Origin of the sequence: Vibrio sp. RW, assembly GCF_027587105.1 — a bacterium.
GTDB classification, from domain to species: Bacteria; Pseudomonadota; Gammaproteobacteria; order Enterobacterales; family Vibrionaceae; genus Vibrio; species Vibrio toranzoniae.
Genome location: NZ_JAPPTM010000009.1, coordinates 1 through 13,250, shown reverse-complemented (window position 1 = coordinate 13,250; position 13,250 = coordinate 1). Strand labels below are relative to the sequence as shown.

Sequence of the window (13,250 nt, the reverse complement as noted above, 5' to 3'; positions counted from 1 at the left end):
AAGTCCAAACGATAAATAAAAACAAGCAGTATATAAACAACAAGCGACACCGAGGCGTCGCTTTAGTTAAATTTATCATAGTGCTGGAGTCAATCTAATTCAGCACCTAGTAACTAAATTTATTGGAGTCAATTACTTGTAAACTATTTGACCAGACGGTGCGTAGTTGTTCACGTCAACCGGGCTGTTTGCTTCTAGGTACTCTTTTAGTACTTCAGCATCAACAAAACCAGTGTTTACGTAACCTGGGTGGTCAGACAATTTAGGATAGCCATCACCACCAGCAGCGTTAAAGCTTGGTATTGTGAAACGATATGTCTCGTCCAAGCGAAGCTGTTTACCACCGATGAAGACATTCGATACTGCACCATCTTCTACAGTCATAGAGATGCCAGCAAACTGAGCGTAAGCACCAGAATCGATTGGTTTAGTCGCCACTACATTTAGGTAATCAAGTACTTCTTTACCCGTCATATCTGTGTAAGTCAGAATGTTTGCAAATGGTTGTACTTTTAGCACGTCTTTGTAAGTTACATCGCCCACTTCAATTGAATCACGCACACCACCAGAGTTCATCACAGCAAAGTCTGCTTTTGCACGCTCCCTGTGAGAAGTCGCAATCAAACGACCTAGGTTAGTCTGTTGGAAACGAACGACGTTACGATCACCTTCAAGCTTGCCATTTGCCTCGGCTATCTTAACTTCTAGCTGAGCTTGACCTTGCTCTTGGAAAGGACGTAGGAATTCAAGTAGCTCTGGATCTTGGGCGATTTCATCTTGAATAAGAACTCGTTGCTTCTTACCATCAATCTTAACTTTCTTCTTAAGGTTAACTGGAACCAGATCGTAGTTCACCATTTCTAGCTCACCGTTACGAAATTCGTAATCAGCACGACCAACGTACTTACCCCACTCGTGAGCTTGAACGATGTAAGTACCGTTCTGTACGTCGGGTCTACACTCATCACCCGGTGTGAAGTTTTTCTTCGCAACGTTAGGGCCTTCCATACAAACAGGCTCTTGAGAATGACCGCCTACGATCATGTCGAGATCGCCTTCGTTGAGGTAACGAGCCAATGCTACGTCCCCAGGTGCATTAACACCACGTTGGCCATTTTCGTAGTGACCCATATGAGTGACAGCAAAAATCAGATCCGGACTTTCTGTTTCTTTCAATTCAGCGATTAACTTTTTCGCTTCTTCTTTAGGGTCACGGAAGTCGATGCCCGCGATAAACTCTGGATTCCCAATTTTCGCTGTGTCTTCAGTTGTTAGGCCGATAACTGCAATCTTAATGCCTTGCTTTTCAAACATCTCGTAAGCTTGGAACTTGCGTTCGCCAGTCGCTTTATCGTAGATGTTTGCAGAAAGCATTGGAAAGTTAGCCCAGTCGATCTGCTTTTGTAGTACGTCTAGTGAATTATCGAACTCGTGGTTACCCAATGCCATTGCATCGTAACCAATCTTGTTCATGCCTTTGAAATCAGGTTCTGCATCCTGAAGATCGGACTCTGGTACACCAGTATTGATGTCACCGCCAGAAAGAAGCAACACGCTACCACCTTCGGCTTCAACTTCAGCGCGAAGTTGATCAACCAGCGTTTTACGCGCAGACATGCCGTATTCGCCATATTTGTTCTGCCAGAAGCGACCATGATTGTCGTTAGTGTGAAGAATCGTTAGCTTGTAAGTTTCATCTTGGTTCCAATCTAGAGTAGATTGAGACGAACACCCAGCGAGAGTAGCTAAGATTGCAGCACTTAGTGCTGTCTTTAGAATAAGGCGTTGCTTCATTGTCATACCTTTGAACTTTTTAGGGGAATCCACTGCTTTTTATAATCTATTGCGACCCCTTTCTTGGAGTTCGAACAATAAGACTTCGACATGACTAATCTTAAATTAACATTCTCGATGTAACACGACGATTTCATATTTATGTCGAATTGGTCACGCATAGATTAATACTTAAGTGTAACAAATTTATGAGATTACACTCAAACTTCCCCTGCATCACAGGCAATCGTTTACTTAAAAAGTGTGATAAATATCAGTAATTTACTATAAATAAAATAAGCCTCATACTCATAAAACAAATCACCGAGTAATCACCTACATTGCTAATGCCAATTGTAGTAAATAACGGGTTACCCTAGCTGATAAAAAAACGCCCAGTTCAAAGAACTGGGCGTTTGCTTTTCCTCTTAATCTTAAATAACTATGCTGAGTTATTTAATATCAATGTGGTCGAACCCTTTAATAAGATCATCAAGCGCTTTCATCTGCTTCAAGAACGGCTCTAGTTTATCTAGAGGTAGAGCTGATGGACCGTCACAACGAGCTTGATCTGGGTTCGGGTGTGCTTCAATAAACAGACCAGCAATACCTGTAGCAAGACCCGCTTTCGCAAGCTCAACCGTTTGCTCACGACGACCACCAGATGCAGCTCCTGATGGGTCACGCATTTGAAGCGCGTGAGTCACGTCAAAGATGATTGGACTGCCGTTCGAAGACTTCTTCATGACACCGAAGCCAAGCATATCAACAACTAAGTTGTCATATCCCATGCAAGAACCACGTTCGCAAAGAATGATGTTGTCATTACCACACTCAGCAAACTTATCAACGATATTACCCACTTGATCTGGGCTCATGAACTGAGGTTTCTTCACGTTGATCACTGAACCTGTTTTCGCCATCGCTTCAACAAGGTCAGTTTGACGAGCTAGGAATGCTGGAAGCTGGATTACATCAACCACATCAGCGACAGGCTGAGCCTGTGCTTCGGTGTGGATATCAGTAATGATCTTCACGCCAAAGGTATCTTTCAGTTCTTGAAATATTTTAAGACCTTCTTCCATACCTGGACCACGGTATGAATGAACTGAGCTGCGGTTCGCTTTATCGAAAGACGCCTTAAATACATAAGGGATGCCCAGCTTCTCTGTTACTTTTACGTAGTGCTCACAAATCTGCATAGCGAGATCGCGAGACTCAAGAACATTCATGCCTGCAAATAGCGTAAATGGCTTATCATTAGCGATTGGCATATCGCCAATGTGGACTGTTTTCTGTTCCATCATATTCTCTCTAAATAATTATTAATTAGTGAACAACCACGGTCTTTTCGTTCATGACATTCACTTGAGATTTCAGTAATTCAGATGCAGGGTCATCTGGGCATTGGTCGATAAAATATTGATAATCTGTTGCGGCTACTTGATGACAGTCTAGCTGCTGATAAATAAACCCGCGATCACGGATTTCATACGGGTCATCCGGAACAAACGTCAAAGCAAGGTCTGTGCATTTCAATGCCAGCGTATAACGCTCTTCTCGTAGTAATGCACTCTTAAGTAACGCTAGCCATTTACCGATAATCGTTGGGTGATCAGCGACCTCTAAATGCTCTGCTTTCAACTTAGCGAGTGGCCCATCATGGCCAATCAACCAGGCTCGTAAGGTTTTTGCACCAACATATTCGCCATTGTAAGGATTAATATAGAGAGCAGCTTGGCCATACCAACTCACTTTAAGCAAAAACTGAGTTGGAAAAGAAACCCCCTCTACAGGGAAGCCTAGCTTTCGACCTAGAAAAAGAAAGATCGCGCCAAGACTCACTGGAATCCCCTTCTTTCTCTCAAGGACTTTGTCTATAAATGCGTTCTCCGAAGAGAAATACGCCTCTTTATCGCCAGCAAAGCCCCATTCAAAAAAGAATAGTCGAATAAAAGACTCAAATTTCTGCTGTTCGTCGGTTTCATGAACCAAAGCAAACTCAGCTTCTTTAAACAATCTTGCCAGTTCTTGCTCTGCCCAACTGTCTTGAGTTTCTGGGTTAATCGCTTTATTTAAGATCAATGCACCTTCAGCTAATTCTAGCTGGTCAAAGTCTTCATCAAAAAATTCGTACATAGATAGTTAACCGAAAATAAGGAGATAATTAACCGAAAAATGTTGGTGTCTTCGTCATTGCGATTTTGCCTGCCATTGCTAACCAGCCAAGCGCACCAAAGAAAGAGAACACTCTCAGTAGATTGTTTTTACCTAGCTTAAGCGCAAAGAAACCCAGTGCGATGTAAGCCATAACACAAGTTAGTTTTTCGGTTAACCATGGTGCTGCAGGTGTAAATGGAATAAAGCCAGTGATAAAAATCAAACCAATACCTGATAGCAGTAGCAACGAGTCATTGATATGAGGAAAACGCTGCAAGAAAGGATGCTTAAGCTTCGGAGAGTTAGCCATCATAAGAGCGAAACGAATCGAAAGCAGCAGTGCGCTTATCGCAATCGTTAGTAAGTGAAAATGTTTTAAACCTTCGTACATGGTATTCCTTTATATTTTTATATGTGCTTTCGTTAACACGAGCCACACAATACCCGTAAATGCTCTGTATTTCTGCGTTAAATGCATCACCGAGTGAAATGTATTGTCGAGTTAAAGGTATAAATTTAGCAACTTCATCATCTATTGCTCACAAGATGATTAACCGCAGCCGATGGACAGTCACTATCTATAAACAGTAACTACCGATGAACAGTAACGACCCAATGTCACTCGGTCATTACCACCGTAATCTTTCTCTGTGACAACCTCGAGATAACCGAGCGCCTGCATTATCTCACGCACCGCCAAACCTTGGTCGTAGCCGTGTTCAAATGCCAACCAGCCTTCATTTTCCAAAAAGCCACGTGCTTTTTCAGAAATGTATCGAATGTCAGCCAATCCTTTCTCTTCAGCGACTAACGCAGTCATTGGCTCAAAACGTACATCCCCTTGAGATAAATGAGGGTCATCTTTCTCAATATAAGGTGGGTTAGAGACAATTAAAGAGAACTTGGTATCGTTGCCATCAGAAGCTAGTTCACTTAAAGGCTCAAACCAACTGCCATGTAAAAACGTAGCGTTGGTGATGTTTAAGCGCTTCGCATTTTCTGTCGCAAGCTCTTGAGCTTCAGGGCGCAGATCAATACCCGTCACTGGTCTATTTGGCATTTCAGACGCTAACGCCAATGCAATTGCACCAGTACCAGTACCCAAATCTAGAATCGCACCTTGTTTGCCATAGGTTTTATCTAAAGCCACTTCAACCAAACGTTCAGTGTCTGGACGAGGGATTAAGGTAGAAGGAGAAACTTTTAACGGCAATGACCAAAACTCACGTTCACCAATAATATAAGCCACAGGCTCACCGGTTAAACGTCGTCTTAAAAGTGCATTGAATTCGGACTCTTGTTCTGAGGTAAGAAGCTTCTCAGGCCAAGTAAGCAAGTATGACCTTGGTTTGTCTAAAACGTGACAAAGCAGTACCGCGGCATCAATAGAGGGTGATGTGTTATCACCCTTTTGAAGCTGTACGATTGCTGATTTTAAAGCGCTTTCAACCGTATATGCTGACTGCATACTGATTAGTTGTGCTCAGAAAGTGCAGCAAGTTGGTCGGCTTGGTGTTCTTGAAGAACAGGATCAAGCAAGCTTTGCATATCGCCTTCAAGTACTTCGTTCAGACGGTAAATTGTCAAGTTGATGCGGTGATCAGAAACACGACCTTGTGGGTAGTTGTACGTACGAATACGATCACTACGGTCACCAGAACCTAGTAGGTTACGACGTGTGTCAGAAACAGCTGCAGCGCGGCGCTCTTCTTCAGCCTGAACGATACGAGCCGCAAGCACAGCCATCGCTTTCGCTTTGTTTTTATGCTGAGAGCGCTCGTCTTGACACTCTACGACTGTGCCCGTTGGTAAGTGAGTAATACGGATTGCTGAATCCGTGGTGTTAACGTGTTGACCACCCGCGCCAGAAGCACGGAAAGTATCAATTTTAAGATCGCCAGCTTTGATTTCTGGAAGATCAGCTTCTGGGATCTCAGGCATCACTGCGACCGTACATGCAGAAGTATGAACACGGCCTTGGGATTCAGTTTCAGGAACACGCTGCACACGGTGACCACCCGACTCGAATTTCATGGTACCGTAAACACTGTCGCCACTTATTTTGGCGATCATTTCTTTAAAGCCGCCCTGCTCTGAAACATTGCTGCTCATCACCTCGACACGCCAACCTTTTTTCTCGGCAAATTTAGAGTACATACGGAAAAGGTTACCCGCAAAGATACCCGCTTCATCACCCCCCGCACCTGCGCGGATTTCTAGGAAACAGTTACGCTCATCATTTGGGTCTTTTGGAATAAGAAGAATTTGCAGCTCATCAGTCAGACGTTCAATGTTCGCTTTCGCCTCTTTGATTTCTTCTTGCGCCATTTCGCGCATTTCTGCGTCATCTTCATTTGCCATCTCTTCAGCAGCTTCTAAATCTTCTTGAGCTTGCTGGTATGACTGGAAGCAAGCCGTCACTTCTTCAAGCTGAGAATACTCTCTTGAAAGTGCACGGAATTTGTCTTGATTCCCGATTACATCTGGATCACCAAGTAGATGTTGAACTTCTTCATAGCGTTCAACAAGTGTTTCAAGCTTTACTAGAATCGAGGCTTTCATAATGTCTTATCTTATTGGGGGTCTAATATTATTGAGGGTTTTCTAGGCCCAAACTCTGTCTAATGACCGTTAATTTTGCAGGTTCTCCTTGCTCTGCTGCACTTTGGAGTGCTCGCGTTGGAGCATGGATCAATTTGTTTGTGAGCTTATTACTGAGCTCAAGTAAAACTTTCTCGGGGTCACCGCCAGCAGCAAGTGATTGCAAACTCTTACTTAATAATTCTTCTCGTATTTCGTTGGCCGATTTACGGTAATCACGAATACTGTCAACTGCTTGCAATGAACGCATCCAACTCATGAATGCAGCACTTTCTTCGCTGACAATCGCTTCGGCTTGAATCGCTTCCACTTTACGTTGCTCAATATTACCATCAACAATCGACTGCAGATCATCCACTGAATATAGATACGCATCATTCAGTTCGCCTGCCTGAGATTCAACGTCACGAGGTACAGCAATATCAACCAACAACATTGGTTGGTGTTTTCTTGTTTTCAAAGCAGTTTCGACCATTCCCTTGCCTATGATAGGTAATGGGCTTGCTGTTGAGCTAATCACAATATCCGCTCTATGCAGATGGTCCGGAATCTCATTGAGGCTGATCACTTCAGCACCAAACTCTTCTGCTAGCCCTAAAGCACGTTCACGAGTTCGGTTCGCCACAATCATTTTGGTACAGCCATTCGCCGACAAGTGCTTAGCCACCAGTTCAATAGTTTCCCCCGCACCAACCAATAACACTGTTGATGCGGCAATCGATTCAAAAATCTGCTTGGCTAACGTACAGGCGGCGTAAGCAACAGAAACGGCACTACCGCCAATTTCAGTTTCCGTTCGAACTCGTTTCGCAACAGAGAAGGATTTCTGGAATAGCTTTTCCATTGAAGCATCAACAGATTGGTTCTCTCTTGAATCTGTATAAGCTTGCTTCACCTGACCTAAGATCTGCGGTTCACCTAACACCAAAGAGTCCAAACCACAGGCCACACGCATTAAATGTTTTATTGCAGCTTGCTCTTCATGGATATACAGGCTTGGCTTTAACTCTTCAGGGCTCACTTGATGGAACACTGATAACCAATCGATCAGCTTGTTTTTTGCCACGCCTTTAACGTCACAATACACTTCAGTTCGATTACAGGTAGAAAGTATGACACTTCCATTTACGTGTGCATTTGCGTTGAGTTGCTTAAGTGCCTCAGATAATTTATCTGGACCAAAAGCGACTTTTTCGCGCAATTCAACCGACGCAGTGTTGTGATTGATACCTACGGCAAGCAAAGACATGTATCAGAAGTTCTCGATCAGGGAATGGAAACAAGGGGCGAATTTTACTTGATGCATGGCTCTATTTAAAGAGCAAGCGGGATTTGTTTTCCTGAGTTCGTGAATTCAATGCTATAGTTGAAGCGTTTTTTAGATAAATTTGAACAAGTTGTGAGCAAATATGAGCAAGCTTCGTAAAATCACGTCTCTTCTTTTTATGACCATAATTATGGTGGGTTGCTCGTCTATGCCCGAACAGCCGACCAGCGTTGAATGGCAAACCCACCAAAACCGACTTCTACAGATAGAAAGCTACCAAGCCTCGGGCAAACTCGCCTACATATCGCCAGAGCAGCGCCAAAGCTTAAACTTCATTTGGAAACATTCACAAAATCAAAGTCAATTAAGACTCACGACGTTCCTCGGTCAAACCGTATTGAACCTGACCATAGATTCGTTGGGGGCCAAAGTCGTGACCTATGACGACCAAGTATTTACTCACGCAAGTGCGTCTGTATTGGTTGAGCAACTGACAGGTTTGCAGATCCCGATCGATCATCTGCCCCAATGGCTCCTTGGCATTCCAGATCAAGCCGATAGCTACCAACTCAATATCACAAACACACTTGAGTCTCTGTCGAAACAAGTCAACAGCCAGCTATGGACGTTAAATTTTGATCATTACCGAAATACAGAGAGGCCGAGTAAACAACTGTCGGATGAAGACAACGCAAATGTAGAGACCATCCCCCTCCCTACCCGATTATCGTTCGAGCAAGACGGTAACAAAATCAACATTGTAGTTTCGAAGTGGACACTAAAAAAATGATAACAACGCCAACGCACTGGCCTTCTCCGGCTAAACTGAATTTATTCCTTTATATCACTGGTCGACGTGACAATGGCTATCACGAACTTCAAACCTTGTTTCAATTTGTCGATTTTGGCGATGAACTGACGGTTACCGTAAATGAGAAAACGAACTCAATTACCATCACACCGGACATCCCAGGCGTTGCGACCGAAGACAACCTGATTTGGAAAGCGGCTACCGCCCTTCAACAATTTACATCGACCTCTTTCGGTGCCGATATCACGCTAAAGAAAGTGCTTCCTATGGGAGGTGGTATTGGTGGAGGCTCTTCAAATGCCGCAACCGTGTTGGTCGCGCTTAATTATCTATGGCAGCTAAATCTGTCTGATGATGAACTCGCAGAGATCGGATTGAAGCTAGGTGCTGACGTTCCTGTGTTCGTTAGAGGCCACGCAGCCTTTGCAGAAGGAGTTGGAGAACAGATTCAACTCGCTCATCCGGATGAAAAATGGTACCTCGTTGTTAAGCCTCAAGTGAGCATAGCGACTGTAGACATATTCACACATTCAGAATTAACTCGAAATACCCCAAAGCGAGCACTATCAACGCTTCTAGAGCAAGAATACGTAAACGATTGCGAAAAAATTGTGCGAATGCTGTACCCAGAGGTTGATAAGCAACTTTCATGGCTGCTACAATACGCGCCGTCGAGACTGACTGGTACTGGCTCGTGTGTTTTTGCTGAATTTAACAGCAAAAAAGAAGCCGAGTTGGTACTAGAAAAACTGCCTGACATAGTTTCCGCTTTCGTGGCGAAAGGACGAAACATTTCGCCTTTAAAAGAGACTTTGGCTGAGTACCAATCAGCCCACCCACAATCTATTTAAAACTGGACGCAACCCGAGGTTTCCACCGTGCCTGATATGAAGCTATTTGCTGGTAACGCAACACCTGAACTAGCCCAACGTATTGCTGATCGTCTATACATCTCTCTTGGAGATGCTACTGTAGACCGTTTTTCTGATGGCGAAGTCGCTGTACAAATCAATGAAAACGTTCGTGGTAGCGATGTATTCCTGATTCAATCAACTTGTGCACCAACCAATGACAACCTTATGGAGTTGGTGGTAATGATTGACGCAATGCGCCGTGCTTCTGCTGGCCGTATTACTGCTGTAATCCCTTACTTCGGTTATGCTCGTCAAGATCGTCGTGTACGTTCTGCTCGTGTACCTATTACTGCAAAAGTTGTTGCAGATTTCCTTTCTAACGTTGGTGTTGACCGCGTTCTTACTATTGACCTACACGCAGAGCAAATTCAAGGCTTCTTCGATGTACCAGTTGATAACATCTTCGGCACTCCAGTTCTTCTAGAAGACATGGCGAACCGAGGCCTAGAAAACCCAGTTGTGGTTTCTCCAGACCTTGGTGGTGTTGTACGTGCTCGTGCTACAGCTAAAGCGCTAGGTGATGTTGACATTGCTATCGTTGATAAGCGTCGCCCACGCGCTAACGTTTCTGAAGTAATGAACCTAATCGGTGATGTTGAGGGTCGCGACTGTGTAATCGTTGATGACATGATCGATACTGGTGGTACTTTATGTAAAGCAGCGGAAGCGCTTAAAGAACGCGGTGCTAAGCGTGTATTCGCTTACGCAACTCACGCCGTATTCTCTGGTACTGCTGCAGAAAACATCCGCAACTCAGTACTAGACCAAGTTATTGTTACTGACTCAATTAAGCTTTCTCCAGAAATGGCCGCGACAGGCAAAGTGACAGAACTAAGCCTTTCTCGCATGCTTGCTGAAGCAATTCGCCGTATCAGCAACGAAGAATCAATCTCAGCGATGTTCAACTAATTAGAGCCTCATAGTTTTTTTACAAAAGCTTTGTTTTAGAAACACGTTAGAGAAAGACATTAAGCACTTCATTTAATGAAGTGCTTTTTTTATGTCTGAGTGATATCGCACGACTATTTATCACAATCAGGAATAATCGTGTTGCTATCAGCTAGCTCGCACCTTTTTCATAAACTGTGATATCATACGGCGCTTTTTGAAATCCCAAGAGAGATCCATACCTTGAGCCAACAAATAAAACTTCTCGTTGGACTGGCTAATCCAGGTCCTGAATACGCCAAAACTCGCCACAATGCGGGTGCTTGGGTAGTTGAAGAATTAGCACGTGTACATAACGTGATACTAAAGAACGAACCAAAGTTCTTTGGCCTTACGGGTCGTATCATGGTTCATGGTGAAGATCTTCGTTTGCTGATCCCAACGACTTTTATGAACTTATCAGGCAAAGCAGTTGCAGCTCTGGCAAAGTTCTACCAAATTAAACCAGAAGAGATCATGGTAGCTCACGATGAGTTAGATCTCCCTCCTGGCATTGGAAAGTTTAAAAAAGGTGGTGGTCACGGCGGACACAACGGTCTAAAAGACATCATCAGCAAACAGGGTAACAATAAAGAATTCTATCGTCTTAGATTAGGCATTGGCCATCCAGGACACAAAGATAAAGTTGCAGGTTATGTATTAGGCAAAGCTCCACAAAAAGAGCAAGAGTGTATCGAGGCCGTCGTTGACGAATCGGTTCGCAGCCTAGACATCTTATTAAAAGATGGCCTACCAAAAGCACAAAATCGCTTACATACGTTCAAAGCAGAATAAGGTTTATATCATGGGTTTTAAATGTGGCATCGTTGGTCTACCAAACGTTGGTAAGTCAACTCTGTTTAACGCACTGACTAAAGCAGGCATCGAAGCAGCAAACTTTCCATTTTGTACGATCGAACCAAACACTGGTATCGTTCCGGTCCCAGATCTACGCTTAGATGCATTAGCAAAGATTGTTAATCCACAGAAGATCCTTCCAACAACAATGGAATTCGTAGATATCGCAGGCTTAGTTGCTGGCGCGTCTAAAGGTGAAGGCCTTGGCAACAAATTCCTTGCAAACATCCGCGAAACAGACGCTATCGGTCACGTTGTTCGCTGCTTTGAAAACGAAAACATCGTTCACGTTTCTGGTAAAGTATCTCCTATCGAAGATATCGAAGTGATCAATCTTGAACTTGCACTGGCTGACTTAGACAGCTGTGAGCGTGCAATTCAACGTAACGCTAAGAAAGCAAAAGGCGGTGACAAGGACGCTAAATTCGAGATCACTGTACTAGAAAAACTACTACCAGTTCTTACTGAAGGTGGCATGGCACGTACAGTTGAACTAGGAAAAGAAGAAGCGGCGGCTATCGGCTACCTAAACTTCCTAACGCTTAAGCCAACTATGTACATCGCAAACGTTGCGGAAGATGGTTTCGAAAACAATCCTTACCTAGACGCGGTTCGTGAATACGCAGAAAACGAAAACAACGTAGTTGTTGCTGTTTGTGCGGCTATCGAATCTGAACTTTCTGAACTTGACGACGAAGATCGCGAAGAATTCCTTGCAGACATGGGGATCGAAGAACCAGGCCTTAACCGAGTGATCCGCTCTGGTTACGAATTACTGACTCTTCAAACTTACTTCACTGCTGGTGTTAAAGAAGTTCGCGCTTGGACTATTCCTATTGGCGCAACGGCACCACAAGCTGCTGGTAAAATCCACACTGACTTCGAAAAAGGCTTCATCAGAGCTGAAGTTGTTGGTTTTGATCACTTTATCGAATTTAATGGTGAGAGCGGTGCAAAAGATGCAGGTAAATGGCGTCTTGAAGGCAAAGAATACATCGTTAAAGATGGTGACGTTGTTCACTTCCGTTTCAACGTATAATTACTGATTTTACATCAGATAAAGGCCAGTGAACTCACTGGCCTTTTTGTTTTCCCTCTGGTGAAATAGTCCTGTATCTGAAACCTAACTTCCTATATATATCGGCTTTTTTACCTGTTTTTTGCCGACAAATACGCCTCTTTGACTAAAAAGAAACCGAACAGATGTTTATTCGTGATTTATTCAAAAAAAAAGTTGACGGGTTTCACTCAACTCCGCATAATGCGCCCCGTTCACAGCGAAGCGGTAACGTCTCAAAATGAACAAAAATTTGGAAATGGCTACTTAGCTCAGTTGGTTAGAGCACATCACTCATAATGATGGGGTCGCAGGTTCAAATCCCGCAGTAGCCACCATTTCCTAAGCGCTCTATTTGTTATTAAACATATGTCTAGTAACAGTAAAGAGTTTTTAGGAAAGCAAAGCGGACGTGGCGGAATTGGTAGACGCACCAGATTTAGGTTCTGGCGCCGAGAGGTGTGAGAGTTCAAGTCTCTCCGTCCGCACCATATTAAGATATCTTAGATGATATCATTGTTGGGCTATCGCCAAGCGGTAAGGCACTGGCTTTTGATGCCAGCATTCCCTGGTTCGAATCCAGGTAGCCCAGCCACTATTTAAAGTGAAATTATCTTTAAAAAGATAATAGCATTGAAAGCGAGATTATATTATATTACTCCGCTCTCAGATGGCTACTTAGCTCAGTTGGTTAGAGCACATCACTCATAATGATGGGGTCGCAGGTTCAAATCCCGCAGTAGCCACCATTCTTTCTTTAAGAAAGAACACACAACGTTATATTGAATCACCAATGTCGATATAACTATACTCTTCGCTAGGCTATTTGCTTAGTTGAGAGAAAAGCTTTGCTGCGGTCGTGGCGGAATTGGTAGACGCACC

The 13,250-nt window shown here is 43.7% G+C and carries 12 protein-coding genes and 4 tRNA genes; 9 read left to right on the top strand and 7 right to left on the bottom strand.

Going from position 1 to position 13,250, the window contains the following annotated elements:
* Positions 1 to 132: 132 nt before the first annotated feature.
* From ushA to hemA, 7 genes are all read right to left on the bottom strand, one after another.
* Entirely contained in the window at positions 133 to 1,794 is a 1,662-nt protein-coding gene (gene ushA, locus OCT63_RS10180) for a bifunctional UDP-sugar hydrolase/5'-nucleotidase UshA (protein ID WP_269983669.1), read from the bottom strand.
* 431 nt (positions 1,795 to 2,225) lie between these two features.
* The gene (gene kdsA, locus OCT63_RS10175) at positions 2,226 to 3,080 is read right to left on the bottom strand and encodes a 3-deoxy-8-phosphooctulonate synthase (RefSeq protein WP_171351091.1); all 855 of its coding nucleotides are present in this window, start codon (positions 3,078 to 3,080) and stop codon (positions 2,226 to 2,228) included.
* A gap of 22 nt (positions 3,081 to 3,102) precedes the next feature.
* Entirely contained in the window at positions 3,103 to 3,912 is an 810-nt protein-coding gene (locus tag OCT63_RS10170; RefSeq protein ID WP_060467245.1) for a SirB1 family protein, read from the bottom strand.
* A gap of 28 nt (positions 3,913 to 3,940) precedes the next feature.
* A complete protein-coding gene (locus tag OCT63_RS10165) occupies positions 3,941 to 4,324 on the bottom strand; it encodes a SirB2 family protein (protein WP_060467244.1) in 384 nt (127 codons plus the stop codon).
* Positions 4,325 to 4,507: 183 nt separating this feature from the next.
* Positions 4,508 to 5,401, bottom strand: coding sequence for a peptide chain release factor N(5)-glutamine methyltransferase (prmC, locus tag OCT63_RS10160; protein ID WP_060467243.1), 894 nt, complete (start codon positions 5,399 to 5,401; stop codon positions 4,508 to 4,510).
* Positions 5,402 to 5,406: 5 nt separating this feature from the next.
* Positions 5,407 to 6,495: a peptide chain release factor 1 gene (gene prfA, locus OCT63_RS10155; protein ID WP_017056804.1), complete on the bottom strand. Its 1,089-nt coding sequence runs from the start codon at positions 6,493 to 6,495 to the stop codon at positions 5,407 to 5,409.
* 28 nt (positions 6,496 to 6,523) lie between these two features.
* Positions 6,524 to 7,783, bottom strand: coding sequence for a glutamyl-tRNA reductase (gene hemA / locus OCT63_RS10150; RefSeq protein WP_161688014.1), 1,260 nt, complete (start codon positions 7,781 to 7,783; stop codon positions 6,524 to 6,526).
* Between the two features lie 160 nt (positions 7,784 to 7,943).
* On the opposite strand from hemA, the gene lolB reads away from it, so the two are divergent.
* The 9 genes from lolB (at position 7,944) to OCT63_RS10105 (ending at position 13,117) form a co-directional block, all read left to right on the top strand.
* Positions 7,944 to 8,591, top strand: a complete 648-nt coding sequence (gene lolB / locus OCT63_RS10145) for a lipoprotein insertase outer membrane protein LolB (RefSeq protein WP_161688012.1) — start codon at positions 7,944 to 7,946, stop codon at positions 8,589 to 8,591.
* On the top strand, positions 8,588 to 9,463 hold the full coding sequence (gene ispE / locus OCT63_RS10140) for a 4-(cytidine 5'-diphospho)-2-C-methyl-D-erythritol kinase (protein WP_269983668.1): 876 nt from the start codon (positions 8,588 to 8,590) through the stop codon (positions 9,461 to 9,463). The genes lolB and ispE overlap by 4 nt, the downstream gene beginning before the upstream one ends.
* Positions 9,464 to 9,490: 27 nt before the next feature.
* A complete protein-coding gene (locus tag OCT63_RS10135) occupies positions 9,491 to 10,435 on the top strand; it encodes a ribose-phosphate pyrophosphokinase (protein ID WP_012603389.1) in 945 nt (314 codons plus the stop codon).
* Positions 10,436 to 10,657: 222 nt separating this feature from the next.
* Positions 10,658 to 11,248 carry an aminoacyl-tRNA hydrolase gene (gene pth, locus OCT63_RS10130; RefSeq protein ID WP_161688008.1) on the top strand — a complete coding sequence of 197 codons (591 nt, stop codon included), beginning with the start codon at positions 10,658 to 10,660 and terminating at the stop codon, positions 11,246 to 11,248.
* 10 nt (positions 11,249 to 11,258) lie between these two features.
* Positions 11,259 to 12,350: a redox-regulated ATPase YchF gene (gene ychF, locus OCT63_RS10125; protein ID WP_017056799.1), complete on the top strand. Its 1,092-nt coding sequence runs from the start codon at positions 11,259 to 11,261 to the stop codon at positions 12,348 to 12,350.
* 279 nt (positions 12,351 to 12,629) lie between these two features.
* Positions 12,630 to 12,706, top strand: a tRNA-Met gene (locus tag OCT63_RS10120).
* Between the two features lie 68 nt (positions 12,707 to 12,774).
* Positions 12,775 to 12,859 (top strand) — tRNA-Leu (locus tag OCT63_RS10115).
* Positions 12,860 to 12,888: 29 nt separating this feature from the next.
* A tRNA-Gln gene (locus OCT63_RS10110) sits at positions 12,889 to 12,963 on the top strand.
* Positions 12,964 to 13,040: 77 nt separating this feature from the next.
* Positions 13,041 to 13,117 (top strand) — tRNA-Met (locus tag OCT63_RS10105).
* Positions 13,118 to 13,250: the final 133 nt, after the last annotated feature.

Coding starts and splice junctions, on each gene's coding strand:
- ushA (WP_269983669.1), bottom strand. CDS start 1,794: ATGAAGCAACGCCTTATTCTAAAGACAGCACTAAGTGCTGCAATCTTA.
- kdsA (WP_171351091.1), bottom strand. CDS start 3,080: ATGATGGAACAGAAAACAGTCCACATTGGCGATATGCCAATCGCTAAT.
- OCT63_RS10170 (WP_060467245.1), bottom strand. CDS start 3,912: ATGTACGAATTTTTTGATGAAGACTTTGACCAGCTAGAATTAGCTGAA.
- OCT63_RS10165 (WP_060467244.1), bottom strand. CDS start 4,324: ATGTACGAAGGTTTAAAACATTTTCACTTACTAACGATTGCGATAAGC.
- prmC (WP_060467243.1), bottom strand. CDS start 5,401: ATGCAGTCAGCATATACGGTTGAAAGCGCTTTAAAATCAGCAATCGTA.
- prfA (WP_017056804.1), bottom strand. CDS start 6,495: ATGAAAGCCTCGATTCTAGTAAAGCTTGAAACACTTGTTGAACGCTAT.
- hemA (WP_161688014.1), bottom strand. CDS start 7,783: ATGTCTTTGCTTGCCGTAGGTATCAATCACAACACTGCGTCGGTTGAA.
- lolB (WP_161688012.1), top strand. CDS start 7,944: ATGAGCAAGCTTCGTAAAATCACGTCTCTTCTTTTTATGACCATAATT.
- ispE (WP_269983668.1), top strand. CDS start 8,588: ATGATAACAACGCCAACGCACTGGCCTTCTCCGGCTAAACTGAATTTA.
- ychF (WP_017056799.1), top strand. CDS start 11,259: ATGGGTTTTAAATGTGGCATCGTTGGTCTACCAAACGTTGGTAAGTCA.